This window comes from Caminicella sporogenes DSM 14501, from assembly GCF_900142285.1.
Lineage (GTDB): Bacteria > Bacillota > Clostridia > Peptostreptococcales > Caminicellaceae > Caminicella > Caminicella sporogenes.
Window position 1 is genome coordinate 1 of sequence record NZ_FRAJ01000019.1, and the last position, 26,443, is coordinate 26,443.

Annotated in this window: 27 protein-coding genes, 1 riboswitch and 1 other annotated feature; of the genes, 21 read left to right on the forward strand and 6 right to left on the reverse strand. The window is 28.5% G+C overall.

Going from position 1 to position 26,443, the window contains the following annotated elements; translation table 11 throughout:
- Window positions 1–213: 213 nt before the first annotated feature.
- The 8 genes from BUA90_RS10145 (at window position 214) to BUA90_RS10180 (ending at window position 8,440) form a co-directional block, all read left to right on the forward strand.
- Window positions 214–891 (forward strand): DUF4397 domain-containing protein, encoded by a 678-nt coding sequence (locus tag BUA90_RS10145; RefSeq protein WP_072968251.1) that lies wholly within the window; start codon window positions 214–216, stop codon window positions 889–891.
- 208 nt (window positions 892–1,099) lie between these two features.
- On the forward strand, window positions 1,100–1,300 hold the full coding sequence (locus tag BUA90_RS10150) for a cold-shock protein (protein ID WP_072968253.1): 201 nt from the start codon (window positions 1,100–1,102) through the stop codon (window positions 1,298–1,300).
- Window positions 1,301–1,480: 180 nt separating this feature from the next.
- Window positions 1,481–1,596: riboswitch (SAM riboswitch) on the forward strand.
- Between the two features lie 80 nt (window positions 1,597–1,676).
- Window positions 1,677–2,849 carry a homocysteine biosynthesis protein gene (locus BUA90_RS10155; protein ID WP_072968255.1) on the forward strand — a complete coding sequence of 391 codons (1,173 nt, stop codon included), beginning with the start codon at window positions 1,677–1,679 and terminating at the stop codon, window positions 2,847–2,849.
- A 10-nt stretch (window positions 2,850–2,859) separates the two neighbouring features.
- On the forward strand, window positions 2,860–3,582 hold the full coding sequence (locus BUA90_RS10160) for a UPF0280 family protein (RefSeq protein ID WP_072968257.1): 723 nt from the start codon (window positions 2,860–2,862) through the stop codon (window positions 3,580–3,582).
- Between the two features lie 91 nt (window positions 3,583–3,673).
- Window positions 3,674–4,567 (forward strand): methylenetetrahydrofolate reductase [NAD(P)H], encoded by an 894-nt coding sequence (metF, locus tag BUA90_RS10165; protein ID WP_242945082.1) that lies wholly within the window; start codon window positions 3,674–3,676, stop codon window positions 4,565–4,567.
- Entirely contained in the window at window positions 4,551–5,282 is a 732-nt protein-coding gene (locus BUA90_RS10170; protein WP_072968261.1) for a vitamin B12 dependent-methionine synthase activation domain-containing protein, read from the forward strand. The genes metF and BUA90_RS10170 overlap by 17 nt, the downstream gene beginning before the upstream one ends.
- Window positions 5,257–7,623 (forward strand): homocysteine S-methyltransferase family protein, encoded by a 2,367-nt coding sequence (locus tag BUA90_RS10175; protein ID WP_072968263.1) that lies wholly within the window; start codon window positions 5,257–5,259, stop codon window positions 7,621–7,623. The genes BUA90_RS10170 and BUA90_RS10175 overlap by 26 nt, the downstream gene beginning before the upstream one ends.
- 67 nt (window positions 7,624–7,690) lie before the next feature.
- Entirely contained in the window at window positions 7,691–8,440 is a 750-nt protein-coding gene (locus tag BUA90_RS10180; RefSeq protein ID WP_072968265.1) for a peptidylprolyl isomerase, read from the forward strand.
- Window positions 8,441–8,498: 58 nt separating this feature from the next.
- On the opposite strand, the gene BUA90_RS10185 is transcribed toward BUA90_RS10180, so the two are convergent.
- On the reverse strand, window positions 8,499–9,680 hold the full coding sequence (locus BUA90_RS10185; protein WP_072968266.1) for an FprA family A-type flavoprotein: 1,182 nt from the start codon (window positions 9,678–9,680) through the stop codon (window positions 8,499–8,501).
- A 124-nt stretch (window positions 9,681–9,804) separates the two neighbouring features.
- Window positions 9,805–10,479, reverse strand: a complete 675-nt coding sequence (locus BUA90_RS10190; protein WP_072968268.1) for a Crp/Fnr family transcriptional regulator — start codon at window positions 10,477–10,479, stop codon at window positions 9,805–9,807.
- A gap of 102 nt (window positions 10,480–10,581) precedes the next feature.
- Between BUA90_RS10190 and BUA90_RS10195 the strand changes: the two genes are divergently transcribed.
- From BUA90_RS10195 to BUA90_RS10235, 8 genes are all read left to right on the forward strand, one after another.
- Window positions 10,582–11,064, forward strand: coding sequence for a permease (locus BUA90_RS10195; RefSeq protein ID WP_072968270.1), 483 nt, complete (start codon window positions 10,582–10,584; stop codon window positions 11,062–11,064).
- Window positions 11,061–11,789, forward strand: a complete 729-nt coding sequence (locus BUA90_RS10200) for a permease (protein ID WP_072968272.1) — start codon at window positions 11,061–11,063, stop codon at window positions 11,787–11,789. The genes BUA90_RS10195 and BUA90_RS10200 overlap by 4 nt, the downstream gene beginning before the upstream one ends.
- A gap of 575 nt (window positions 11,790–12,364) precedes the next feature.
- The gene (gene aroB / locus BUA90_RS10210; protein ID WP_072968275.1) at window positions 12,365–13,429 is read left to right on the forward strand and encodes a 3-dehydroquinate synthase; all 1,065 of its coding nucleotides are present in this window, start codon (window positions 12,365–12,367) and stop codon (window positions 13,427–13,429) included.
- Window positions 13,430–13,473: 44 nt separating this feature from the next.
- Window positions 13,474–14,763: a 3-phosphoshikimate 1-carboxyvinyltransferase gene (gene aroA / locus BUA90_RS10215; protein WP_072968277.1), complete on the forward strand. Its 1,290-nt coding sequence runs from the start codon at window positions 13,474–13,476 to the stop codon at window positions 14,761–14,763.
- Window positions 14,756–15,844, forward strand: a complete 1,089-nt coding sequence (gene aroC / locus BUA90_RS10220) for a chorismate synthase (protein ID WP_072968280.1) — start codon at window positions 14,756–14,758, stop codon at window positions 15,842–15,844. Before aroA ends, aroC begins: the two co-directional genes overlap by 8 nt.
- Window positions 15,845–15,863: 19 nt before the next feature.
- Complete coding sequence (gene aroE, locus BUA90_RS10225; protein ID WP_072968282.1) at window positions 15,864–16,676, forward strand: shikimate dehydrogenase; 813 nt, start codon at window positions 15,864–15,866, stop codon at window positions 16,674–16,676.
- 79 nt (window positions 16,677–16,755) lie between these two features.
- Window positions 16,756–17,024, forward strand: a binding site (T-box leader).
- Window positions 17,025–17,191: 167 nt separating this feature from the next.
- Window positions 17,192–18,382 (forward strand): tryptophan synthase subunit beta, encoded by a 1,191-nt coding sequence (gene trpB, locus BUA90_RS10230; RefSeq protein WP_330390729.1) that lies wholly within the window; start codon window positions 17,192–17,194, stop codon window positions 18,380–18,382.
- A gap of 172 nt (window positions 18,383–18,554) precedes the next feature.
- A complete protein-coding gene (locus tag BUA90_RS10235; protein ID WP_072968284.1) occupies window positions 18,555–18,872 on the forward strand; it encodes a cupin domain-containing protein in 318 nt (105 codons plus the stop codon).
- Between the two features lie 193 nt (window positions 18,873–19,065).
- Here BUA90_RS10235 and hcp read toward each other — a convergent pair whose 3' ends face one another.
- Window positions 19,066–20,712 carry a hydroxylamine reductase gene (gene hcp, locus BUA90_RS10240; protein WP_072968286.1) on the reverse strand — a complete coding sequence of 549 codons (1,647 nt, stop codon included), beginning with the start codon at window positions 20,710–20,712 and terminating at the stop codon, window positions 19,066–19,068.
- Window positions 20,713–20,872: 160 nt separating this feature from the next.
- On the opposite strand from hcp, the gene BUA90_RS10245 reads away from it, so the two are divergent.
- A complete protein-coding gene (locus tag BUA90_RS10245) occupies window positions 20,873–21,235 on the forward strand; it encodes a hypothetical protein (protein ID WP_072968288.1) in 363 nt (120 codons plus the stop codon).
- A 181-nt stretch (window positions 21,236–21,416) separates the two neighbouring features.
- Complete coding sequence (locus BUA90_RS10250; RefSeq protein WP_072968290.1) at window positions 21,417–21,608, forward strand: DUF1858 domain-containing protein; 192 nt, start codon at window positions 21,417–21,419, stop codon at window positions 21,606–21,608.
- Between the two features lie 85 nt (window positions 21,609–21,693).
- Here BUA90_RS10250 and BUA90_RS10255 read toward each other — a convergent pair whose 3' ends face one another.
- Window positions 21,694–22,371 (reverse strand): Crp/Fnr family transcriptional regulator, encoded by a 678-nt coding sequence (locus BUA90_RS10255; protein WP_072968292.1) that lies wholly within the window; start codon window positions 22,369–22,371, stop codon window positions 21,694–21,696.
- A gap of 213 nt (window positions 22,372–22,584) precedes the next feature.
- On the opposite strand from BUA90_RS10255, the gene BUA90_RS10260 reads away from it, so the two are divergent.
- Window positions 22,585–22,947, forward strand: coding sequence for a carboxymuconolactone decarboxylase family protein (locus tag BUA90_RS10260; protein ID WP_072968294.1), 363 nt, complete (start codon window positions 22,585–22,587; stop codon window positions 22,945–22,947).
- A gap of 101 nt (window positions 22,948–23,048) precedes the next feature.
- On the opposite strand, the gene BUA90_RS10265 is transcribed toward BUA90_RS10260, so the two are convergent.
- Together BUA90_RS10265 and BUA90_RS10270 are read right to left on the reverse strand one after the other, a co-directional pair.
- Window positions 23,049–23,234, reverse strand: coding sequence for a DUF1858 domain-containing protein (locus tag BUA90_RS10265; protein WP_072968295.1), 186 nt, complete (start codon window positions 23,232–23,234; stop codon window positions 23,049–23,051).
- A 56-nt stretch (window positions 23,235–23,290) separates the two neighbouring features.
- The gene (locus tag BUA90_RS10270) at window positions 23,291–23,986 is read right to left on the reverse strand and encodes a nitrite/sulfite reductase domain-containing protein (RefSeq protein ID WP_072968297.1); all 696 of its coding nucleotides are present in this window, start codon (window positions 23,984–23,986) and stop codon (window positions 23,291–23,293) included.
- 263 nt (window positions 23,987–24,249) lie between these two features.
- On the opposite strand from BUA90_RS10270, the gene BUA90_RS10275 reads away from it, so the two are divergent.
- A complete protein-coding gene (locus tag BUA90_RS10275; protein WP_072968299.1) occupies window positions 24,250–25,278 on the forward strand; it encodes a MotA/TolQ/ExbB proton channel family protein in 1,029 nt (342 codons plus the stop codon).
- 24 nt (window positions 25,279–25,302) lie between these two features.
- On the forward strand, window positions 25,303–26,256 hold the full coding sequence (locus tag BUA90_RS10280; protein ID WP_072968301.1) for an OmpA family protein: 954 nt from the start codon (window positions 25,303–25,305) through the stop codon (window positions 26,254–26,256).
- Window positions 26,257–26,443 lie beyond the last annotated feature (187 nt).

Below are 26,443 nucleotides of genomic sequence, written 5' to 3' on the forward strand. Positions count from 1 at the left end.
TATATTCGACATCTACTCCCTAATCTCCTTTTTGCCACTTAAAAAACCTTATCATAATTTCTTATGATAAGGTTTGACTTTTTCAGTGACCTCCTGCGTATGCAGGGATTTTTTTATGCAATTTTAAATTTAACTAAAAAGTGGTAAAGATTTAAAGGAAATATGAATATTTTATTAGTAATGATATTATTAATTTTGTGAGGTGTTAATTAAATGTATAATCAATTTATGAGCTGTCCTTTTTTAAATTCAGTAAAAGATTACTACAAAGACTATTATAGACGAGTTAATTCGAGTTATGTTAGAATACTACATGCTTCACCTGACGCACCAGCAGTAGATATTTATGTTAATAATAGTCCCATTGCACTTAATTTTCCATATAGGGGTTTTACTCAATATATTCCTTTGCAAAATGGGATATATAGTATAAAAATTTTTCCAGCAGGAAGCAGGAGAAATTTAATTATAGATAAAAATATAAATATTCCAGCAAATACTATTTTAACTATTGCAATGGTTAATGAGTTGCAGAATATAGCTTTATATCCTATAGAGGATACTTCTATGAATATCCAACCGGGAAAGGTTAAATTGAGATTTGTTCATTTATCGCCAAATACACCAAGTGTAGATGTTAGATTATCTAATGAAAGAAGTTTATTTAAAGATGTAGAATATAAGGAAGTAACTAATTATATAACTATGAATCCAAATATTTATACTGTTGAAATTTATAAGACAAATAGTAATCAGAGAATATTGTATGTACCAAATGTAAAATTAATGTCTAATAAATTTTATACAATTTATGCGGTTGGACTTTTCGGAAAAAGACCTCCTTTACAAGTTTTAATTCCTTTAGATGGAGGTACATATTTGAGATTTTGAAAAAAATAGAAAAAAATATTGAAAATCATTGACAGAAGTATAAAACTATAGTAATCTTAATATGTACAAAATTTATAGATGATTAGCATTGGCAGATGAAGTTTATTGAGATTTTCTTCTTGAATAGTATAGAGGGAAATGTTCAATAGATTTTAAAGTTTATAAGGTGCAATCATCAATAACTAAAGAGTTTTAGGAGGATGTAAGAATGAAGAAAGGTACAGTAAAATGGTTTAATTCAGAGAAAGGTTATGGATTTATCTCAGTTGAAGGAGAAAATGATGTATTTGTTCATTTCTCAGCTATTCAAGGAGAAGGATTCAAGACTTTAAATGAAGGGGAAATGGTTGAGTTTGAAATAGTTGAAGGTACTAGAGGACCTCAAGCTGCTAATGTAGTGAGATTATAGTCATTTAATCATATATAGATTATGAGACAAATAAATTGTAGAAAACAAGACGGCTTATATGTTTGTGTAAGCCGTTTTTTAATTGTTTGTAATAAAAAATAACAAAAATTTAATAAATATATTGACAATTTATATTATAGGTATTATACTGTTAATCAATTATAAAATTGAATATTTATACTCTTATCAAGAGTGACGGAGGGAACTGGCCCTATGAAGTCCGGCAACCAGTACATTGATTATGTACAGTGTACAATGGTGCTAATTCCAGCGGTAGAAATACCGGCAGATGAGAGTGCTTTATTTATTTATTAAAGCCTTTTCCAATGTCGGAAAAGGCTTTTGTTATATATAAAAGATATAAGGAGGAATTATTATGTCAATAAAAAAATCTTATGAAGAAATTAATGAAAAGATAAAAAAAGGTAAAGCAGTAATTGTAACGGCAGAAGAAGTGATTGACATAGTTAAAGAAAAAGGAATAAAAGATGCCACTAAGTATGTAGATGTAGTAACAACTGCAACTTTTGGACCAATGTGTTCAACAGGTGCATTTTTGAATTTTGGTCATTCAGACCCTCCGATAAGAATGTCTAAGGTGTACTTAAATGATGTTCCAGCTTATGCTGGACTTGCAGCAGTTGACGTATATATTGGAGTTACTGAAGAATCTGAAAGCAAAGGTAAAGAATATGGTGGAGCACATGTAATTTGTGATTTGATAGACGGTAAAAAAATTTATTTAAAAGCAACATCTAAAGGAACAGATTGTTATCCAAGGAAAGAAATAGAAACTTATATTACTAAGGATTCTATCAATGAAGCATATTTGTTTAATCCTAGAAATTGTTATCAAAATTATAATGCAGCTATTAACACTTCAGACAGAAGACTTTATACCTATATGGGTATTTTAAAGCCAAACAAAGGCAATATAACTTATTCAACTACTGGGCAATTAAGTCCTATGCTTAATGACCCTTTATACAGAACGATAGGTATAGGAACTAGAATTTTTCTAGCTGGAGCAGTAGGATATGTTTCATGGCAGGGAACACAATTTAATTCAGGCTGTGTTAGAGATGAAAGAGATATACCTTTAGGAGGAGCTGGAACTTTGGCTGTAATAGGAAATTTAAAAGAAATGAGTACAAAATATATAAAACCAGTGGTTTTTAAAAGATATGGAATATCAATGTTTGTTGGAATAGGTATACCAATACCTATACTTGATGAAGATATGATGAAAAATGTTTCAATAGAAGATAAAGATATTTATACAAATATTATTGATTATAGCGTAGAAAAGAGAAATAAACCAAGTTTAGGGCGAGTAAGCTATGCACAGCTTAGAAGTGGAAAAGTAAATTTAAATGGAAAAGAAATAAAGACGATACCTCTTTCAAATCTTCAAAAAGCACGAGAAATAGCAAATATATTAAAAGATTGGATTGAAAAAGGAGATTTTCTACTTCAAGAGCCTATACAGAAATTTCCTTTAAACAATAAATTAAACACTCTTGAAATAGATACCATTAGTGCAGTGTAGGTGATTTACAATGTATCAGTACAGATTTTACAGGGATTATATCAAAGCTGCTGATTTAATAAATTTTACAGTTGTAGATAGAGAGTCTGATTTAAATATATCGTCAAAAATTAATTTGATTGAGGAAGCTAGAATTTATCTAAAAAAATACAGAGATGTAATTATAAATTATGTAAAGAATAATAAAAATTTTTATACAAGTTTAGTGCCTATAGAGATTTCCAAAAGTGCTCATAAAATAATTAAGCATATGGCAAGGGCGTCAACTGCTGCTAACGTTGGACCTATGGCAGCAGTTGCAGGAGCCATATCACAGTATGTGGGATTAGATTTATTGAAAAATACAGATGAAATCATAATAGAAAATGGTGGAGATATTTTTATTAAAACAAATAAAAGGAGAAAGATATTGATTTTTGCTGGAAAATCTCCTTTTTCAGAGAAAATTGCACTATCAGTTGAGCCAGAAGAAACACCTTTAGGAATTTGTACTTCTGCGGGAACAATAGGACATTCTTTAAGTTTTGGTAAAGCTGATGCAGTAGTAGTTTTATCTAAAGATACTTTATTAGCTGATGCGTCTGCAACTGCCATAGGGAATATTATAAAAGGACCTGATGATATAAGTAAAGGAATTGAGTTTGGAAAATCAATTAAAGGTATAGAAGGAATATTAATAATAATTGGAGATAAGATGGGAGCATGGGGAAATATGAATATAGTTAAGCCTTGAAATTTTACTTATATTTTTTATTAGCTATTGGTTTAATTTAATAAGATATCATATTTAATAAAAAATATTTATGATGGGGAGGATATTAAAGTTGATTAAATATAAATTTAAAAATAAAAGACCTTTGATTTCATTTGAAATTTTTCCGCCTAAAAGGGATTATCCTATAGATACAATATATAATACAATAAAGGCACTAAATGATTTAAGACCTGATTTTATAAGTGTAACTTATGGTGCTGGTGGGAGTACAAAGGATACAACTGTTGAAATAGCATCATTTATCAAAAATAAATACAATTTATCTTCTTTAGCACATCTTACTTGTTTTACATCCAGTAGAGAAGATATTGATAATATTTTAAATTCTCTTAAAGCACATGGTATAAGAAATGTATTGGCTTTAAGAGGAGATTATCCTAGTGGAAATAATTTAAGCTATGCTATATCAAATAGTTATAAGTATGCAAGAGATTTGATTGCACATATCAGAGAAAGAGGAGAATTTTGTATTGGTGCTGCATGTTATCCTGAAAAGCATATAGAGTGTAAAAGCTTGAATTTAGATTTAATTTATTTAAAGGAAAAAGTAGATGCAGGAGTTGATTTTCTAATAACACAATTATTCTTTGATAATGAAATTTTTTATAGATTTAGAGAAAAAACTAGCAAATTAAATATAGATGTACCTATTTTAGCAGGAATTTTGCCTGTACTTAATAAAAAACAAATTGAAAGAATTGTTTCATTAACGGGATGTACACTTCCGCCAAAATTTTTAAGAATACTGCAAAAGTATGAACACAATCCTGAAGCATTAAAGGAAGCAGGAATAGCATATGCAGTAGAACAAATTGTTGACTTGCTTTCGTGGGGGGTAGATGGAGTTCACATTTATACGATGAACAAGGCAAAAACGACTAGAAGGATTTTAAATAGTATTAAAAATATAAGGGGTGCATTGGTAAATGAGTGTGTATATTGATTATAATCCCGTTAATAGAGAAGAAGTTGGAATAAATATAGATAAAAGAGAAGTTTTGAGATATTTAGGATATAAAAATGGAGCAGTAGACAGTAAAATCGATAAAATGATAAACGAATGTATAGTGGAATTAAAAGAAATAGCAAAAACAAATTTTGTTTTTAATATATTTGATATTAGCAAAAAGAATAATGAAGTTTTTATAGGTAATAAGATATTTAAACTTGAAGGAAGAGATATTGTTAAGCATTTGAAAAATTCCGAAAAATGTGCTGTTATGGCAGCAACATTAGGAAGTGAAGTAGATAAAAAAATAATGTATTATGGTAAAATTGACTTGGTGAAAAGTATAGTATTTGATGCATGTGCAACAGCAGGGATAGAGGCTTTATGTGATAGTGTAGAAACTATAATAAAAAAGATTGCGGCAAATAATGGATATTATATTACATCAAGATATAGTCCGGGATATGGGGATTTTCCAATTAATGTTCAATTTAAAATTTTAGAATTATTAACAGCTTTTCAAAATATAGGTTTGACTATAACTGATAGTTGTATTTTAGTTCCGAGGAAGTCTGTAACAGCGTTAATAGGATTTTCAAAGAAAGGGAATATAACAGAAAAAAAGGATTGTAAAAATTGTAGACTTTTTAAAAATTGTCTGTTTATAAAGGAAGGAGATAACTGTGGAAATACAAAAAATATTAAATGATAGATTTTTATTATTTGATGGAGCTATGGGTACTATGCTCCAGAAAAAAGGACTAGGAGCAGGTAAGCTGCCTGAAATATATAATATTAATAAACCACAGATTATTTACGATATTCATAAAAAATATTTAGATGCAGGTGCAGATATAATAACTACTAATACATTTGGAGCAAATAAGTTGAAATTAAGAGAATTTAAATATTCTGTAGAAGATGTAATAAGGGAAGCAGTAAAAATAGCGAGAAGTGCAGCAGGTAATAAATTTGTTGCTTTAGATATTGGACCTATTGGAAGAATGATGAAGCCAATAGGAACGTTAAGTTTTTATGATGCATATGAAATTTTTAAACAGCAGATAATTATAGGAAGTAGAGAAGGAGCAGATTTAATACTTATAGAGACAATATCTGATTTGTATGAAGCAAAGGCAGCTGTTCTAGCTGCAAAGGAAAATAGCAGTCTACCTGTTTTTTGTACAATGACATTTCAAGAAAATATGCGTACTTTGACAGGAACAGATCCAATTACTATGGTACAGGTTTTACAAGGGCTTGGAGTTGATGCATTAGGGTTAAACTGTTCTCTTGGTCCAAAACAGCTGAGTCCAATAGTAGATGAAGTACTTAAAGTGTCAACTGTTCCAGTTATAGTACAGCCAAATGCAGGCTTACCTAAAATAGAAAAAGGAGAAACGGTATACGATATAACGCCAAGTGAATTTGTTTGTGAAATAAAGAAAATGGCTGAAAAAGGAGTAGCAATATTTGGAGGATGTTGCGGCACAAATCCAGATTTTATAAAAGCTATTAAAGAAAATTTAAATAGCTTAAAACCAAAAAAATTAAGCAATAAAAGATTAACTACTGCCTGTTCTTCTACAAAAACAGTGATTATTGGTCAGGAAGTAAAAATAATAGGTGAAAGGATAAATCCAACGGGAAAGAAAAAATTAAAGGAAGCTCTTAAGACTAATAATATTGACTATATAATATCTGAAGCTATAGTTCAAAAAAAGGCAGGTGCAGATATATTAGATATAAATTTAGGTCTTCCTGAGATAGATGAAAGAGAAATGATGAAAAAAGTTATTTTGGAACTTCAAGGAATTATAGATATTCCGCTTCAAATAGATAGTATGAAGTCAGATGTAATAGAAGAAGCAGTAAGGATATATAATGGAAAACCGATAATAAATTCTGTAAATGGTAAAATTTCAAGTATGAAAAAAATATTTCCAATAGCAAAAAAATATGGAGCATGTGTCATATGTTTATGTCTTGATGAAGAAGGATTAGGGGAAACTGTGGAAAGGAAGCTTGAAATAGCTGAAAAAATAATAAATACAGCAAAGGCATACGGAGTACCAGAAGAAAATCTATTGATAGATTGTCTGACGCTTACTGTTTCTACCTCTCAAGAAACTGTTTTGGAGACTCTCAAGGCAATAAAAATGATAAAAGAAAAATATAATGTTAAGACAGTATTGGGGGCTAGTAATGTTTCATATGGGCTTCCAAACAGAAAAGCTATAAATGTTACTTATTTAGCATTAGCCTTAGGATATGGATTAGATGCACCTATAACTGACCCTACTATAGAAATTATTATGGATGTAATTAGGGCTTTTAAAGTACTTTCTAATCAAGATAAAGAATGTAAGGAGTATATAGAATTTTATAGCAATAAAAGTTGTGAAATAGCAACAGTTAAAAAAATAGAAAAAGATTTAAAACAATTAATTATTAACGGAATGAAGGAAGAAGCTTATTTGAAAACGAAAGAAATTTTAAAGACAAGAGAAGCTATGGAAGTAGTAGATACATATTTAATTCCTGCACTCGATATTGTTGGTGAAAAATATGAAAGAGGAATAATTTTTCTTCCACAGCTCATTAGAAGTGCTGAAACTGTAAAGGCTTCATTTGAAGCTGTTAAAGAGAAACTAATAGTAGAAGAAAAAAATAAAATATCTAAAGGAAAAATAATATTGGCTACTGTCAAAGGAGATATACACGATATAGGTAAAAATATAGTTAAAATACTACTTGAAAATTATGGATTTGAAGTTATAGACTTGGGAAGAGATGTTTCTGTAAAAGAAATAATAGATACAGCTATAAAAGAAGATGTAAAGCTGATAGGGTTAAGTGCTTTAATGACGACTACTATTCAAAGTATGGAAGAAACTATAAGAGAAATTAAACTGCATAAACCTGACTGTTGTGTTATGGTTGGTGGAGCTGTACTTAATAAGGATTATGCAGAGATGATAGGGGCTCATTTTTATGGAAAGGATGCCAGAGAAGCTGTAAAAATTGCTCAAAAGATATTTGGAGTATAAATATTAGACATTATTATAAATTTTTGGTATTCTAAAGTAGACTACAAAATAAAGGAGAGTTAAATAAATGGATAAAAACAAAGTGTTGGCAACAGTTAATGGAAAAGCTATAACAGAGGGATATGTAAATGAAGTATTAGAAGGCATGGGCCCTCAAAAAGCTATGCAGTTTAATTCGGAACATGGAAAGAGACTTCTTTTAAATGATTTAATCAATGAAGAATTATTTTATTTAGGTGCTAAAGAATCAGGTTATGAAAATGATAAAGAATTTCAAGAACAGTTAGAGCAGATGAAAGCAAATTTACTTAAGCAATATGCTCTTAAAAAACTATTAGAAGATGTAGAAGTTACAGAAGAAGAATTGTTAGATTATTATAATCAAAATAAAAATTATTTTAAAACACCAGAAAGTGTTAGGGCAAGTCATATTCTTGTTGATACAGAAAAAAAAGCTAATGATATATTAGAAGAACTAAATAAAGGTCTATCTTTTGAAAGTGCTGCTGAAAAGTATTCAAAGTGTCCTTCTAAAACTAATGGAGGCGATTTAGGATATTTTACAAGGGGTAGAATGGTTCCAGAATTTGAAAAGGCTTCATTTGAAATGGAAAAAGGTGAAATATCAAAACCTGTTAAGACTCAATTTGGGTATCATATAATTAAATTAATAGATAAAAAAGAAGAGAGTATTAGTAAGTTTGAAGATGTAAAAAATAGGTTAAAGGAACAACTTCTAATGAATAAACAAAGACAAGTGTATTTAAACAGAGTTAATGAATTAAAAAAGAAATATGAAGTAGTAATTAATGAATAAAATAATTTAAAAATTTTATATTTAGAAAAAAGCACCTGCTTTTTTGCAGGTGCTTAATTTATATGTGTTTAGCAAATTCTTTACCAAATTCATAACATTCTTTAAGCGTTTCTTCAGATGGGAAGAATTTTTTACTCATTGGTTCAAAAGGAACTTTAAAGCTCATTTGTTTTAACAAAGTATGTGCCATTTTTATACCTTCACCACTCCAGCCGTAAGAGCCAAATACTCCAGCAACTTTACCCATATTTGCCATTGGGTCTATAACAGAAAGAACGTCCCACATAGGTTTAACCATAGTTTTATTTATTGTTGGAGAACCAAGTAGCAGACCTTTAGAACTATTGATAATCAAGTGTATTTTTTCTAGGCTTTCATTTTCTACATCTAGAAATTCGACTTTAATTCCTTCTGATTCTAAACCCTCTTTAATTTTTTCAGCCATGACAGCAGTATTAGTGTAAGCTGATAGATATAAAAGAGCTACTTGTTTTTGATTTCTGTTTTCCACTTCATTTTTAGACCATTCATAGTATTTTTCAATATTGTATTTGATATTTTCAGATAAAATAGGTCCATGTGAAGTTAAAATTATTTCAATATCTAAATCTTTAACTTTTTCTAGAGCACTTAGTACATGTTTAGCAAAAGGTTTTACTATACTATCATAGTAGTATTTAAAAGATTCTTTATATTCATTTTTATAAACAGATTTAGGGTCGATTGAACTGTAGTGAGTACCAAATCCATCGCAAGTAAAAAGTACTTTATCTGCTTCATCGTAAACAAACATAGTATCTGACCAGTGAAGGAAAGGAGCAGTTATAAATTTTAATTTTTTACTGCCTATATCTAAAGTTTCTCCATCACTAATAATATGACAATTAAAATCACCATTAATTTGTTCTTTTAAAAATATGCTTGCAGCTTTAGTACAATAGACTACTGCATTAGGATTTATTTCTAAAATGTATTTTAAGCTTCCTGAATGGTCTGGTTCAGTATGATTGATTATTATATAGTCTATTTTTTTTATATCAGTCAATTTACTAAGTTTTTCAATAAATTCGTCCTTAAAATTTGGTTTAACTGTGTCAATTAAAATTTTTTTTTCATCATCAATGAAATATGAATTATACGTTGTACCGTATTCAGTTTTCATTACAATATCGAAAACTTCTAATTCAGGGTCTAATACTCCTGTCCAGTAGATATTATTTTTGATTTTAAAATGTTCCATGTAAAGTACCTCCTCAAATTTTATAAAAATAAATGATAATTGTTTTCATTATATTGCACACTAATATTGATACCCAAAAATTTAAGTATTAACAATTTTTTTTTTAAAATAATAAAATTATTTTTTATTTTGTAATGATGTTTTTATTTTTGATTGTTATTGAATTTCTATCATATTCAATTAGTCCTTCTTTTTGCATTTTGGCAAGTTCTCTGGAAAGAGAAGGTCTGTGAATTCCCAATCTTTCAGCCCATTCTTTTTTAGTCATGTTTAGGCTTATTTTTAAACTATTTTGTCTAAAATATTCATAAGTTAAGAATTCTATTATTTGTTCTCTTATAGTTTTCATACTTATAGTTTTAAGTTTATTTCCAAGCATAAAGGCTTTATTAGATATATCTCTCATAAATTCATATAGAAAATGGTAGTTATATTGGCATAAACTTAAAATCAAATCTTTTTTTATGTGCAGTAAAGTAGAATCTTCTATGGAAGATACATTCATAGGATAATTGTTTTGGTCGCAAAAGAGCAGGTTGCCTCCTATTTTAGAACCTGTTTCAAATATATTTATAGTTAAAATATTTCCATTTTCATCTACATTTTGTATTAAAAGAGCCCCTTCGAGAATTATATCTAAAGTATTGCATTTTTCATTTTGCAAATATATTAATGTCTTTTTTGGATAATTTGATATTCTATGGTTATTTTCATTAAAAAAAGTATAGAAATCTTTTTCAGTAAGATTTTTAAATAAGTCAAAAGTTTTTAATAAAGGGATATAATATTTGAGTTTCATAAAAAATTCTCCTTTTATAAATAGTTGTAACATATGTTACGGAATTATGTCTTTGAAAAAATTATAATAAAACTATAAAAAAATTGAAAGGGGAAATAAAAAATGGATATATTTACTTTAGCTTTTTGGATTATAACTTTAATTCTTTTTTTAATATCGATTAAAAAAGATAAGAAAAAGACTATTGATTCAATGAAAATGTCAAGAAATATGATGAAGAATATGATGGGAGAAATTATAGGTATATTGTTTTTAATAGGGCTGATTCTTTCATTTATACCACCTGAAACTATAAAAAATTATATGGGAGGAAATCATATTTTCATATCGACATTTATTTCAGCTCTTGTTGGAAGTATAACATTGATACCGGCATTTGTAGCTTTTCCTCTTGTAGGTTCTTTAGTAGATAAAGGAGCTAGTATAATGCCAGCAGCAGCTTTTTTAACTACTCTAACTATGGTTGGGATAGTAACTTTTAGTCTGGAAAAAAGAGAATTTGGATTAAAGTTTGCTCTTACTAGAAATACATTGAGCTTTATATTTGCAGTGTTGATTTCTTTGGTTATGGGGGTGATTATATGATATTGACAGAAAAAATAAAGAAAAATAAAATGCTGTTTAGTGTCAGTCTGGTATATATTATATTGTTAATAGTAAATAGACAAAAAGCTGTAGAGTCATTTAATAATAGTATGTACTATGTGATAGAAATGTTTCAGATAATGCCTGTAGTATTTATACTGACATCTTTAATAGAAGCATGGGTTCCTAAAAAAGTAATAATAGACAATTTAGGAGAAAAATCTGGCTACAAAGGCAAACTCTTTTCATTTATAGTTGGAAGTCTTTCAGCAGGTCCTATTTATGCAGCTTTTCCAATATGCAAGACTTTAATTAGAAAAGGAGCAAGTATTTCAAATGTAGTAATAATATTGAGTGCTTGGGCAGTTGTGAAAGTTCCTATGTTAGTTAATGAAGCTAAATTTTTAGGTGTTGAGTTTATGATTTTGAGATGGATACTGACAATAATATCAATATTGATTATGGCTTACATGGTATCTGTATTTGTTAAAAGGGATAGTATACCTAAATTAGAGCAGTATGAAAATCTTGAAGAGGAAGACATGAGGGTTAATATAAATAGAGATTATTGCATAGGTTGTGGAATTTGTGAAAAATTATCTCCAGATAATTTTATGATTGAAAATGGAAAAGCTGTAGTAATAGATGGTGAAATAAATGATAGAAATAGAGAATCTGTAAAAAATGCTGTAGAAAAATGTCCAGTAAATGCAATAACTTTATAAAAGTTAACTGATTATTGAGTATATAAGGGTGGAAATACCCTTAATTTTTTTTGTCTATTTTATTTTTTATTAAATTTTCAATATTATTTATTTTTTCTTTTTGTTTTAATAGCAAATATATTAGTGGCATGATTATAAAAATTTTTACTGCTATTTGATAGAAAATTGATAGTAGAGCGTATTTAGTAAAAAAGATATTGTAAAAGCATATATCCATTCCAATGGTTAAGAACATAAAAGATAAAGTTATGAATACATACTGTGTTAAAAAATTGTAATTGTCAATAAAAGAAGATATTTTTTTAAACAATATGACTACATCCTTTCGATATTTGATAATAAATATAATATGCAAAATTTTAAAAAATTGATAAAATTAAATATTGCTGTAAGTATTAAAAATGCTGTGCAGTTTTATTTATAAAGTCTAATGATATAATAAATATTGTATAGACGAGGGGGAATATAGTTAGGAGTTAAGAGTTAGAAAGACATTAAAAGAATGACTCTAGGCTGATTAGATGAGAGCTGAAAGTGAATAATTATAATTTCTAATTAACATAGGGAGGATATAAATGTATATTTTAGATGTAAATCTTGTACATAAAAGTTATTCAATATATATAAAAAAAGGTATTATAAGAGATATAGGGCGAAAGTTAAGAAAAATATATAAAAATGAAAAAATAGCTGTAATAACAGATTCAAATGTTGAAAAAATATATGGGAAAAATATAGAGGATAATCTTAAAAGAAATGGATTTTTAATAGAGAAAATAGTGGTTAAATCAGGAGAAGAAAGTAAATCACTTGAAGTTTTAAAGTATATTTATGATAGACTTTTAGATTTTGAAATAAATAGAGGGGATTTGATACTTACTTTTGGAGGAGGAGTAGTTGGGGATTTAGGTGGTTTTGCTGCTTCTACACTTTTGAGGGGAATACCGTATGTACAAGTTCCAACATCTCTTTTAGCACAAATTGATAGCAGCATAGGGGGAAAAGTTGCCGTAAACTTATCAAGAGGAAAAAATCTTGTAGGTAGTTTTTATCATCCAGAGGCAGTATTTATAGACCCTGTACTTTTGGAAACTCTTGAAAAAAGATTTTTATATGATGGAATGGCAGAAGTAATAAAATATGGTTGTATAAGAGATAGAAAATTATTTAAAAATTTACTTAAATATAATACAGAAAAAGAGTTGTTTGATAATATAGAAGAAATAATATATTCATGCTGTAGTATAAAGAAAGAAATAGTTGAAAATGATGAGAAAGACAAAGGAGAAAGAATGTTATTAAATTTTGGACATACTTTAGGTCATGCTGTAGAAAAATATTTTAAATATGAGAAATATACTCATGGAGAAGCTGTAGCAATAGGTATGTATAATATAACAAGGAGAAGTGAAGAGCAGGGAATGACAGAAAAAGGCACAGCAAATTTAATTAAAGAAATATTAAATAAATATTATTTGCCATATAAAATGCCGGATATGGATAAAGAAGAGATAATTAAGACTATAAATCTAGATAAGAAAAATAAAGGAAGTGAAATGAATATAGTTTTATTAAAGAAAATAGGAGAAAGTTATATAAAAAAGATAAAAAAAATTGATGTAAAAAAATATTTTTATTAAATTTTAAAGTAAATCGTCTGCAAATTGAGAAGGGAGTTAGAAGATTGAAAAATACAGTAAAGATAAATCCATCTGTATTAAGTGGAGAGATAAAAATTCCACCATCAAAGAGTATTAGCCACAGAGCTATTATATGTGCAGGACTTTCAAATGGAATAAGTTATGTAGATAATTTAATATTATCAGACGATATAAAGACAACTATAAATGGAATGAAGTCTTTAGGAGCTGATATTGAATGTATAGAAAGTAAAGTTTGTGAAAATGTATATTGTGCTAAAATTAAAGGAACTCAAGGAATTAAAGTTCTAAATTCTACTATTGATTGTAATGAATCAGGTTCAACTCTCAGATTTTTAATACCATTTGCACTTTTAGCAGGTGAAAAGATTACATTTACAGGGCGTGGAAAGCTGATTGAACGACCTCTTACTCCTTATTATGAAATATTTAAAGAGCAGGGTATATATTATAAAAATGATAAAGGGAAATTGCCATTAACTATAAATGGAAATTTAAAATCTGGTGTATTTAAAATTAAAGGCAATATTAGTTCGCAATTCATATCTGGGCTAATGTTTGTACTGCCGCTTTTAGATGGAGATTCATGTATAAAAATTACAACATCTCTTGAATCAAAGGGATATGTTGATTTGACGATAGATGTTTTGAACGAATTTGGAATAGAAATAAAAAATAATGATTATAGAGAATTTTACATAAAGGGAAATCAGAAGTATAAAAGTAAATATTATAAAGTAGAAGGTGATTATTCGCAAGCTGCATTTTGGATGGCAGCAGGATTATTAGGTGGCAGTGTAAAATGTAAAGATTTAAATATAAATTCTCTACAGGGAGATAAGGTAATTTTAGATATATTAGAAAAAATGGGTGGAAAAGTAAAGATAGATAAAAGTTTTATAAAAGTAGATAAGTCAGTACTTTGTGGTAAAGTTATAGATGCTTCACAGTGTCCAGATTTAGTTCCCATACTTGCAGTTTTAGGGGCTTTGAGCAGAGGAACGACTAAAATAGTAAATGCTGCTAGGCTTAGAATTAAAGAATCTGATAGACTAAAGGCAATATCTACTGAGCTTAATAAAATAGGAGCTGATGTAAAAGAGTTAGAAGATGGATTAGTAATAAGAGGAAAAGAAAATTTAAAAGGTGGGGTTGTTGATAGTTGGAATGACCATAGAATAGCTATGGCATTAGCTGTAGCATCTATTAAATGTACACAACCAGTTGTAATAACTGGCTGTGGAGCAGTAAAAAAATCTTATCCAAACTTTTGGGAAGATTTTAAGAGTTTAGGAGGAACTATAGATGAGTAGTGTATGGGGCAAAAATATAAAAATTTCAATTTTTGGAGAATCCCATGGGATAGCTATAGGTGTAGTAATAGATGGTATTCCTCCGGGGATACAGCTTGATATTGAATATATAAACAAGGAAATGAAAAGAAGAGCTCCTGGTAGAAATAAAATATCGACTTCTAGAAAAGAAGGAGACAACTTTGAAATATTGAGTGGTTATTTTAATGGAAGGACTACAGGAACACCTATTGCATCAATAATATATAATACTAATCAAAAGTCAAAGGATTATGAAATTATTAAAAATATTGTTCGTCCCGGACATGCTGATTATACAGGCTATATAAAATATTCTGGTTTTAATGATTATAGAGGTGGAGGACATTTTTCAGGAAGGATTACTGCTCCATTAGTATTTGCTGGAGCAATTGCAAAGCAAATTTTAAATAAAAGAAATATTGTAATTGGGAGTCATATAAAGAGTATAGGAAATATTGAAGAAGATTCTTTTAATATGATAAATTTAGATAAGTCTTTATTGATAAATCTTACAAATAAAGAATTTCCTGTTATAGAAGATGAAAATGAAAAGAGAATGAAAGAATATATTTTAAAGTTAAAAGAAGAAAAAGATTCTATAGGTGGAATAATTGAAACTGCAGTAGTAAATTTACCGGTAGGAATAGGTTCGCCTTTTTTTGATTCTGTTGAAAGCAGACTTTCGCATTTGATTTTTTCTATTCCGGCAGTAAAAGGAATAGAATTTGGGGCAGGATTTAGTATTACAAAACTTAAAGGTTCAATGGCAAATGATGAAATGTATGTTGAAGAAGGGAAAGTAAAGACTTATTCTAATAATAATGGAGGAGTATTGGGTGGTATTACTAATGGTATGCCTTTGATATTTAGAACTGCTATAAAACCTACACCATCAATAGGGACTGTTCAGAGGACAGTAGATATTTCCATTATGAAAAATACAAGTATAGAAATAAAGGGGCGGCATGACCCATGTATAGTGCCTAGAGCAGTACCTGTAGTTGAAGCTGCAGCTGCCATAGGCTTACTGGATTTAATGATGGAAAATAAATTAATATAAAAATTAGGATGTGATAAATTTGAGTCAATTGTATGGTCTTATAGGTGAAAAGTTAAGTCACAGTTTGTCTCCTGCAATACATTTTCAGGTATTTAATGAATTAAAGTTAGATGGACATTATCATCTGTTTGAAGTAAAAAGGAAAGATTTAAAGGATGCAGTTTTGGGATTAAAGGCGTTGGGAGTAAAGGGGGTTAATGTAACTATTCCATATAAGATTGAAATTATGAAGTATTTAGATGAGATTTCGTATGAAGCAGAAAAGATAGGAGCAGTAAATACTATATATTTTAAAGATAATATGATTATTGGGTATAATACTGATTATTATGGTTTTGGAATGATGCTAGATATAAATGCTATAGATGTAAAAAATAAAAAGGCAGTAATATTAGGTAGCGGAGGAGCAGCAAAAGCAGTTGTGCAGTATTTGGTAGACAAAGGTATAGGAGATATTATCATTGTAAGCAGGCATATTAACAGAGCAAAAGAAAAGTTTAAAAATTATGAAGTTATATCCTATGATAAAATAAAATTTTTAAAGTTTCGAGATTTGATTATCAACTGTACCCCTTGTGGAATGTATCCAGATATTCATAATTTACCAATAGATAAGGAATGTATATCTAAATTTGATATAGCCATAGATTTGATTTATAATCCCAGAGAAACGTTGTTTTTAAAGTATTCAAAAGAAAGAGGATTAAAAAGCATAAATGGATTATATATGTTAGTAGGTCAAGCAGTAAGAGCTGAAGAAATATGGAATGAAATGAAAATTGATAGGGCTGTTACTGATAAAATATACCAGATTATTGATTCAAAGATTTAATATAATTATGAAAAATATGTAAAAAAAATCTTTACTTTTAAAGGGAAATTATGTTAATATATATAAAAAAATAAATATTTTAAATTCTATGAATGGAAATAGTAGGTAGTGCATGAAGTTATAGAGAGTCGGGGATGGTGGAATCCTGACACGGATTGCTTACTGAATGGTTCCATGAGAAGCAGTGGGAAATCCTTATTTGGAGAGTATCACTTGCCGTTTGTCTTACGTTACAAAGACAGGGTATCGAAATAGAGATATGTCTATTTCTGTACCTGGAAGAGTGAGATAGTATTAATACTGTCTAAAGTAGGTGGCAACGCGGAATGTGAGCATTTCGTCCTATATAGGATGAAATGTTTTTTTTATTATGTGTTCTTTATTTAAAGATAGTATTGTTCTATCTAATAAGGGTGGCAACGCGGAATGTAAAGCATTTCGTCCCTATATATAGGGATGAAATGCTTTTTATATTATTAAAATAAAATTTTATGAAAATGGGGGAGGAGATAATTATGAGTGAAATGAAAAAGGAATTTGGAAAATTTGGAGGTCAATTTGTACCAGAAACTTTAAAAAAGGCTTTGGTAGAGTTAGAAAGGCATTATGTAGAGGCGATGGAGGATAAAGTCTTTCAAGACGAATATAAATATTATGTAAAAGAATATTCAGGAAGACCTACACCTTTATACTTTGCAGAAAATATAACTAAAGATTTAGATGGAGGAAAGGTTTATTTAAAAAGGGAAGATTTAAATCATACAGGTTCTCATAAAATCAATAATGTAATAGGTCAAGTTTTATTAGCAAAGAGAATGGGGAAAAAGAGGATTATTGCAGAAACGGGAGCAGGTCAACATGGAGTTGCAACTGCTACAGTTTGTGCTATGTTTGGTTTAGATTGTGAAATATTTATGGGTGAAAAAGATATAAGGCGACAGTCACTAAATGTATTTAAGATGAAGTTGTTAGGAGCTAAAATAAATTCAGTGTCTTCAGGAACAGGTACTTTAAATGATGCTGTAAATGAGGCTATGAAAGATTGGATTTTAAATGCAGATAATACTTTTTATGTAATAGGTTCAGTTGTTGGACCGCATCCTTATCCAACGATGGTAAGAAATTTCCAAAAAATTATTGGTGAGGAAGTAAAAGAACAAATTTTTCATATAGAAGGAAGGTATCCAGATTATTTAATAGCTTGTGTAGGTGGTGGAAGTAATTCAATGGGATTATTTTATCCTTTTTGCAAATATAAAGATATAAAAATGTATGGAGTTGAAGCAGGTGGGCTTGGAATAGATACAAATAAACATGCAGCAACAATTACAAAAGGTTCTATTGGAATAATTCATGGCATGATGACATATTTGATTCAAGACAATAACGGGAAGGTTATGCCAGTTCATTCTATATCTGCTGGATTAGATTATCCGGGAGTAGGACCAGAACATGCTTATTTACATTCAATTGGAAGAGTAAATTATGTATCAGTTACAGATTGGGAAGCAGTAGATGCTTTTCAATATTTAACTAAATTTGAAGGGATAATTCCTGCTTTAGAAAGTTCTCATGCTATTGCATATCTGAAAAAATTAGCTCCTAATACGAATAAGGATGATATTATCATAGTTAATTTATCTGGTAGGGGAGATAAGGATATTTATACTGTATCAAAATTTATGAAAAGTTATAGCAAAATTTGATTTATATCACATAATATCTTTAAAATACAGTTTATAATTATATAAATAAAAAAATTAGAGTTTTAATTTAAACTAAATAAGTATTTATTTAGAATGAACAAATTATGAATAAAAAAGAAATAATAAGGAAGAGTACTATAATGAATTTAAAAAATCAGGGAGGAGATTAATTATGGAAATTATTAAGATGGATCAAGTAGAAGGAGTTGTAAACAAAAGAGGTGTATTGGTAAAGCAGTTAATTAAGCATAAGGATACTACAGTTATGAATTTAGTATTAAATCCCGGTGATGTAGTTCCTGAACATTCTGTACCAGTTAATGTTTTTTTCTATATTGTAGAAGGTAAGGGTACTTTACAAATTGGTGATGAAGCAAAGGTTGTAGAGGCTAAGGATATTATTACTTGTCCACCAAACACTAAGATGTCACTTAAGGCTGACCAAGGTGAAAAGTTTGTTGTTCTCAATGTAAAAACTCCAAGTTTATAGTAAAAAAGCCTCTTTGGGGCTTTTTTGTTTTAAGTTAATTCTTTAAGTTTTTTTAGGAAATTTTTAACCTTTAAGTTATTTTGTTTAGATACTATGTTTTTTGAAAAAATGTTTGAGTTTATAAAATAGTAAAAAAATGCTATCCAAATAATTTGGATAGCATTTTTTGATACTTATTAAGTGTAGTAGATTTTTAACCTAATATTTCAGCTAAATCAGCTTCAGCATTTGAAATAGGTTTAAGATTGAAATTATCTACTAATACTTGTAGTACATTTGGAGAAATAAAAGCTGGTAGTGAAGGACCTAAACGAATATTTTTTAATCCAAGAGAAAGTAGTGTTAATAATATACATACAGCTTTTTGTTCATACCATGATAGAATTAATGACAATGGAAGTTCATTTATATCACATTCAAAAGCTTCAGCTAGAGCAATAGCTATTTTGATAGCAGAGTAAGCGTCATTACATTGACCTATATCGAGTAATCTTGGAAGCTCACCTATAGTACCAAATTCTTTTTTATTAAATCTATATTTACCACATGCAAGAGTTAAAATAACTGTATCTTTAGGAGCTTTTTCAGCAAATTCAGTATAGTAATTTCTGCCGGGTTTTGCTCCATCACAACCACCTATTAAGAAGAAATGTCTTATTTTACCACTTTTAACAGCTTCAATTATTTTATCTGCTACACCAAGTACAGTATTATGTCCAAAACCTATAAGAATTTTCTTTTCTTCTTCATCTTCTTGCCAACCGCCTAGTTCAAGAGCTTTTTCAATAATAGGAGTAAAATCTTTTTTACCATTAACTTCTTCAATATGTGCAATATCTGGCCAGCCAACTATACTTGTAGTAAATATTCTATCTTTGTAGCTATCTCTAGGTTTTTGAATACAATTTGTAGTCATTAAGATAGCTCCGGGGATTCCATCAAATTCTTTTTGCTGATCTTGCCATGCTCCGCCGTAGTTTCCTATTAAATGAGGATATTTTTTTAATTCTGGATAAGCATGAGCTGGAAGCATTTCACAGTGAGTATATATATTGATACCTTTACCTTCTGTCTGTTCTAGAAGTTCTTTTAAATCTTTTAAGTCATGACCTGAAACTATTATAAAAGGCCCTTTTTTCTTAGTGATAAGTACTTCTGTTGGAACAGGATGTCCATATGCACCTGTATTTGCACTGTCAAGAAGTTCCATACATTTGAAGTTTACTTGACCGAGTTCTAAGTTTAATTTTACTAAATCGTCTACAGTTAAATTGTCATCTAAAACACTAGCTAGTGCTTTATAAAAGAAATTATTTACAGTATCATCAGTTTTACCTAAAATATAAGCATGATGAGCATATGCACCCATTCCTTTTAGAGCATAGATTAGTAATTCTCTAAGAGACCTTATATCTTCATCTAAGTTTTTATCTGCCATTACTCCTACTTTTTTAGCATCTTTAAGCATTTCTTCTTTTGTATCTGGAGGTATGTATTTTGCTGCCTCCGGAATTTCACTTTCAATATCACCAGCAAGTTTTTTAAGCTGTTCTTTTATTTCATATGCTTTTTTAATATATTCAACAAATCTTTCTGGGTCAAAATTAACATTTGTAAGTGTAGCGAATATAGCGTCCATTACAAATTTATGAGTATTTTCATCAATAGTTTTACCTTGCTGTAAAACTTTTTGACCATAGAAACCGATACCTTTTAAGAGATGAACTAATAGGTCTTGAAGTCCTGCAACTTCTGGACTTTTACCACAGACACCGAATTTTACACAACCTTTTCCACCGAGTGCTTGTTCACATTGAAAACAAAACATTTGATTATCCATTAAACTTACCTCCTTTTATTCTTTTCATAAAAATAATACCCTATTTGCTTATTTTTATTCAGTGATGTATATCACAAAATAATAAATTGTAAAATAAAATGTTAACAAATAGATAAATTTTGAATATGATATAGTACAGTTTAATTTAGGGGTGAGTTAAATGTTTTATAATGATTTTTATGATCAATCTGATTTTCTTTATAGGAGACCACCTAGACCACCTTTAGTAAGACCGCCATTTGCAGCTCCGGGAGGAAGTACAGAAGCTCCAACTTCACCACCACCTCCATTTACTCCTGAAAGACCTGTAGGTGTACTTGCAGTGGATCCAGGTGCAATTAGACCATGTAAGTATAGATTTGTTTACTTATGGCTTAAGGATGGAAGAGAATTTTGGGCATATTTAGTTTTTGTAGGACGTAGGTCTGTTGCAGGATTTAAATGGGTTGGATGCAGAAGATGGGGAAGATGGGTTTATTTTGGAACAGATATTAGAAATATTGAACATTTTGAATGTTATTAAAGAGTATAAAATATGAGAAAGGTGCTGTCTCAAAATGAAGTGTTGAGGCAGCTTTTTTATATCAATTTTAAAATGTTTGTGATTTAAGTCACAGAATATTTTTTGAAATAGGTATATATTAAGATTAAAAACGAAAATAATATATTATAAATTAAATAAGTAAGAAGGAAGGTTAGGAATTATGAAAATAACAAAAGATACATATGTATTTGAAGCTTTAAGGATGAATCCAAATTCTAAAGAGATATTAGAAAAAAATAAAATGGGAAGTATTTTATGTTTTGTATCTCAGTTAGATACATTAGAAGAAGCAGCTGATAGACATGGGATAGATTTAAGTAAATTATTAAAACTTCTCAATGAAGGAATATAGTTTTTTATATCAAAATATAAAAATAGATGTTTTTATTTTAAATTTACGATATAGATACAAAAACTTGAAATTTGGAGTGTGAAAATTATTTGAAGTTCATCAGTTTTTCAATGTTTTTTATTATTATCTTTCTGCCAGATACATCTATGATGTCGTCTTTTTTTAAGTTGCTCAGTATTCTGCTAACAGTTTCTCTAGAAGTTCCAATCATATTACCCAATTCTTCTCGTGAAATTTCAAGTTTTATTTCAAAATTTTCACTATTTTGATTTCCACTTGTTTCATATAAGTTTATTAATACTTCAACAGCTCTATGAAATGCATTGTCTAATGCTATTTGTTTTAATTTGCTTTGAGCTTTATATAATCTTTTACTTAATACTTTAATTAGATTTAAGCTCATATCTGAATTATTTTTAATAAGCTTTTCTAAATCTTCATTTCTTATTATTCCTATTATAGCGTCTTCGATTACTTCGGCAGTAGCAGGATAATTTATATCGTTAAAAATAGTTACTTCTGCAAAGACATTACCATTACCAAAAATGCCAAGTATTAAGTCTTTTCCTTCTTTAGAGGTTTTATAAATTTTAACTTTTCCAGATTTTATAAAATAAAAAGCATTTCCCTTATCGCCTTCCATAAAAATTATACTGCCTTTTTTAAATTTTTTTTCTATAGTTATAGATAATATTTTTTGTAAATCTTTTGTATCTAATTTAGAGAAAAATGGTACTTTACGTAATGTATCAATGCTGTTCATTATTTGTCACCTCAGTTTTAATTTTTACAATATATAAATTAAAAATTTATGTAATTCAATTATATTATAAATTTAGACTAAAAACATTTGATTTTAAAGCAAATTAAAAAAAATAATTGAAAAAAGTTATCAATTATTGATTTATATCACAGATTGTACTTATAGAAATGGGTATGATAAGAATATAAATAAAAATTTTTGGGAGGGTTTTATATGGATAAGAGAAAGTTACATGAAGAATTTAAAAAAGAAATAGGTTTTGTCCCACCGGGTGTTATGGTCTCACAATCTTTTGGAGATGATTTTCAAAAAATAATATCAGAATATCATCATGAAGTTTGGAGAAAAGGAGTTATTCCGTTTAAGTATAAATACCTAATAGCTTTAGCTACTGCTGTATTTGATGAAAATGAAAGAAGAGCAAAATTAGAAATAAATAAAGCTATAAAATATGGGGCAACAAAGGAAGAAATATTAGAAGTTTTGAAGCAGCAAGTATGGATGAAGGGAGCACCTACATTAGTTCAAATAGCTTCATTAATTAAATATATGGAAAGTAAATTTAAAAATGAATAGGAGTTATTTCCTATTCTATGTAAAAATTAAATGAGCCTATGATAATTTTTTTACTAAGAGAATTATCATAGGCTATTAAATTTTTAAAAGATAATAAAAAATTACTTATTTAATTCTTCTAATAAGGAATCTAAATCAATTCCATGTATTTGAGCAGCTTGTTCTAAAGATTCCATTTGAGCTGAAGGACAACCTAAGCAGCCCATACCATGCTTTATCAATATTTCTGCAGCTTTAGGATTAAGTTTTAATGCTTCACTTATTAAAGTATCTTTGGTAATTTTCATGTTAATTCCTCCTTAAATTTTTTAATTTTATTTGATTGTAAAATTTAATTTTAAAATTATGTTTTTATAGATTTATTTTTTATTTTTTCTTTGAATTTTTTTATAACATCACTTCTAAATTTGTCAATAGTAATTTTGTCTATAAAATGGCCTAATTTTTCACCCATTTCAGCTTGTTCATTGTAGTAATCGTATATAGCTTCAACCATGTAAAAAGCTTCATCTTCAGTTAATTTTTCAGCAATTTTATTAGGCAATCTGGGATTAAAACCTGCACTACCTCCAACTGTAACAATGTAACCATCTTGGTCAGCTATTACTGCAATATCTTTTGAGTAAGCACTTGTACAAGCATTTCTGCATCCTGCAACACTAATTTTAGTTCTGTTAGGAGCTGGAGCACCATAAAATCTTTTTTCAAGTTTCATACCAAGTTTTAATGAATTTTGTTTAGCTCTTTTACAAAAAGAGGCAGGACATATTTCTACATTTTTAATTGAGTATGGTGATAAAACAGCTGGCTCCATTCCTAGCTCTTTCCAAACTTTTGCTACATCATCGGACTCAAGTCCCAGTATAGCAATTCTTTGTCCTGAAGTTATTTTTAATGTACCGCCATATTTTTGAGCAACTTTTGCAATTTTTATTAAGTCATCAGGTTTTATAAAACCACCTGGTATTCTCGGAGTAATTCCATATGTTTTTTTACCGTTTCGTATTTTTTGAAGAACTGCGTATTTTGGACTTTGCACTTTATATCACCTCATTTCTTATCTGCAATTTTTCTTAATGGTAATTAGATTATAGATTTTATTTTTCCATAAAAAAATGATTTAAATCACAAAAAATAAAAAATCTATATTAAATAAACTATATTATTTTTAATATAAATGTAATATTTATTTAAGTTATTGTGGATATATATTATGATAGAATAGAAGTTGAAAAAATTCACAAGGCATACAACGAATAAATATTTGTATTTTTTAAATTTAATGTGTAAGGGGGAATTTATTTGGTTAGTTATTTTGGTAATTTATTTGTAAAATTAAATCCTTTTGCTATATTGATTATAGCTGCAATTCTTGGAATTTTAGGAGCTTCATTAGTTATAAATGCCATTTTACATAAGAGGTATAAAGTTTTACAGTGGGATTTGGAAGATGATAACAATAGAAAGCAAGCTATATTTGAAAGTAAGGTTTTAAATTCAATTGTTGATGATTATAAGATGGCAGCTAGTTTGAATAAAGAAATCAATACTCAAGCAATAATTGAAAAACATTTTAACAATCAACTCAGCTTTCTTTATTTATGTGAAAGATTTGTTAAATGGTCTGTATCTCTTATGATAGTATTAGGACTGTTAGGTACTTTTTTTGGATTAACTCTTTCAGTTGGAAGACTTGTTGAATTGTTATCTTCAAGTGGAAATACTGATGTTTTAGAAAGCATGGATTCAGTAGTGGGAGGACTTATTAATTCTGTTAAAGGAATGTCAGTTGCGTTTATTACGTCATTATTTGGTATTGCATCATCAATAATATTAACAGTGGTGAATATAATTTTTAATGTAGAACAAAAAAGAGAAGCTGTAATGATTGAGATAGAAGAATACTTAGATAATGTTTTATCTAATAGTATAGATAAAGGTGAAATAAAGTCTGATAGTTTACAAGGAGTTCAAATGGCTTTTTCAGTTGAAGAATTTACAACTAAACTTGAAAATGCCATTAAGGAGATAACTGATGTATTGAGTTATAGATTTGCATCAGCAACAGGCAATATAGAAGAATTTTCATCATCACTGCTTAAAAGTGTTGAAAAATTTGATGATTCATTAAAGACTTTTGCTGAAAATACAAGAGATTTTTCGGAGTTTAACTATCATTTAAAAAATAATATACAGAGAATGAGTATATGCTTTGATGACTTTACAGAGGATTTGAAGAAAAATATTAATAATATGTCCAATATAAGTAGTCAAGTTGAAAGATTGTCAAAGTCAATTGATAATCTTACAGAAAAAATAGACAGGCTTTAATCCATTGGGATTAGGAGGAAGGCAATGAAAATTCGGAGAAGGTATTTTAGAAAAAATGATACGGAAAACTTCTGGCCTGCTTTTACCGATTTGATTTCTACTATAGCTTTAATTTTATTTTTTCTCATGCTTTTAGCATATATACAAAATATTATTTCTGGCAGAAATCTTGAATTTGCAAAGAAACAGTTAATAGATACTCAAAAAAGACTTGAAGAGTCAAATTTGGAAATAAGCAGAGCAGAGAAGAAATTGAGGCTTTTAAGGGATAAACTTGATGAGGTAAAAGCAGAAGTTGAAGAAGGAGAAATAGCTTTAAAATTATCTCAGGAGCAAATAGAAGAACAAAAGAAAATAATAGCAGAAAGTAATAGAGAACTTGGACAGCTCAGAGCAAAGCTTCAAGGTATAGCAGTTTTAAGACTTGATGTTTTAAAAAAAGTGAAAAGTTCAGTAGAAAAGCAGTTGGGTAAAACTAATGATAGAGGAGAAGAACTTGTTTCAATAGGAGATAATGGTAATATTATTATTAATGAAGGTCTTGTATTTGACTATAACTCATACAAGATAAAACCTGAGGGTAAAAAAATTCTCGATCAATTAGCAAGAGCATTTGAAAAAGTATTAGAAGACAGCAGTATAAGAAGCAATATAGATGCTATAAATATACAAGGACATACAGATGATACAGGAAGTTCAGAATATAACAGAGAGCTTTCAGCAAAAAGAGCTACAGCTGTAGTTAATTATCTTATGAAAAGTAATAAAAAATTGGAAAGCAAGTATGGAAGGTATTTTGTGGCAAGTGGTTATTCTGAATTTAGACCAATAGCTTTAGGTAATACTGACAGGGATAGGGCAAAAAATAGAAGAATAGAAATATCTATAATACTTAAAGATTCTCATATACAAAATGTAATTGATGATTATTTAAAAGAATCACAGGATTTTATTAATAATCAATTTAATAATAATTAATTTAGGCTGGGGAAATTTTGCCTAGTCTTTTTTTTATAAAGATTAAAGTGATAAAATTGAAAAAATGTGAATATGAAAATTAAAGATTAAATATAATTTTAATAAAGTTAAATTAATTTAAAGTTATTTTACATTTTATGATATAATCCATATGTAAAGGGAATTATATTATAATAAAAGTAGTGAT

What these genes read in the sequence shown, in the direction of transcription:
- BUA90_RS10145 (WP_072968251.1), top strand. Translation starts at nt 214, where the DNA reads ATGTATAATCAATTTATGAGCTGTCCTTTTTTAAATTCAGTAAAAGAT.
- BUA90_RS10150 (WP_072968253.1), top strand. Translation starts at nt 1,100, where the DNA reads ATGAAGAAAGGTACAGTAAAATGGTTTAATTCAGAGAAAGGTTATGGA.
- BUA90_RS10155 (WP_072968255.1), top strand. Translation starts at nt 1,677, where the DNA reads ATGTCAATAAAAAAATCTTATGAAGAAATTAATGAAAAGATAAAAAAA.
- BUA90_RS10160 (WP_072968257.1), top strand. Translation starts at nt 2,860, where the DNA reads ATGTATCAGTACAGATTTTACAGGGATTATATCAAAGCTGCTGATTTA.
- BUA90_RS10170 (WP_072968261.1), top strand. Translation starts at nt 4,551, where the DNA reads ATGAGTGTGTATATTGATTATAATCCCGTTAATAGAGAAGAAGTTGGA.
- BUA90_RS10180 (WP_072968265.1), top strand. Translation starts at nt 7,691, where the DNA reads ATGGATAAAAACAAAGTGTTGGCAACAGTTAATGGAAAAGCTATAACA.
- BUA90_RS10185 (WP_072968266.1), bottom strand. Translation starts at nt 9,680, where the DNA reads ATGGAACATTTTAAAATCAAAAATAATATCTACTGGACAGGAGTATTA.
- BUA90_RS10190 (WP_072968268.1), bottom strand. Translation starts at nt 10,479, where the DNA reads ATGAAACTCAAATATTATATCCCTTTATTAAAAACTTTTGACTTATTT.
- BUA90_RS10195 (WP_072968270.1), top strand. Translation starts at nt 10,582, where the DNA reads ATGGATATATTTACTTTAGCTTTTTGGATTATAACTTTAATTCTTTTT.
- BUA90_RS10200 (WP_072968272.1), top strand. Translation starts at nt 11,061, where the DNA reads ATGATATTGACAGAAAAAATAAAGAAAAATAAAATGCTGTTTAGTGTC.
- aroB (WP_072968275.1), top strand. Translation starts at nt 12,365, where the DNA reads ATGTATATTTTAGATGTAAATCTTGTACATAAAAGTTATTCAATATAT.
- aroC (WP_072968280.1), top strand. Translation starts at nt 14,756, where the DNA reads ATGAGTAGTGTATGGGGCAAAAATATAAAAATTTCAATTTTTGGAGAA.
- trpB (WP_330390729.1), top strand. Translation starts at nt 17,192, where the DNA reads ATGAGTGAAATGAAAAAGGAATTTGGAAAATTTGGAGGTCAATTTGTA.
- BUA90_RS10235 (WP_072968284.1), top strand. Translation starts at nt 18,555, where the DNA reads ATGGAAATTATTAAGATGGATCAAGTAGAAGGAGTTGTAAACAAAAGA.
- hcp (WP_072968286.1), bottom strand. Translation starts at nt 20,712, where the DNA reads ATGGATAATCAAATGTTTTGTTTTCAATGTGAACAAGCACTCGGTGGA.
- BUA90_RS10245 (WP_072968288.1), top strand. Translation starts at nt 20,873, where the DNA reads ATGTTTTATAATGATTTTTATGATCAATCTGATTTTCTTTATAGGAGA.
- BUA90_RS10250 (WP_072968290.1), top strand. Translation starts at nt 21,417, where the DNA reads ATGAAAATAACAAAAGATACATATGTATTTGAAGCTTTAAGGATGAAT.
- BUA90_RS10255 (WP_072968292.1), bottom strand. Translation starts at nt 22,371, where the DNA reads ATGAACAGCATTGATACATTACGTAAAGTACCATTTTTCTCTAAATTA.
- BUA90_RS10260 (WP_072968294.1), top strand. Translation starts at nt 22,585, where the DNA reads ATGGATAAGAGAAAGTTACATGAAGAATTTAAAAAAGAAATAGGTTTT.
- BUA90_RS10265 (WP_072968295.1), bottom strand. Translation starts at nt 23,234, where the DNA reads ATGAAAATTACCAAAGATACTTTAATAAGTGAAGCATTAAAACTTAAT.
- BUA90_RS10280 (WP_072968301.1), top strand. Translation starts at nt 25,303, where the DNA reads ATGAAAATTCGGAGAAGGTATTTTAGAAAAAATGATACGGAAAACTTC.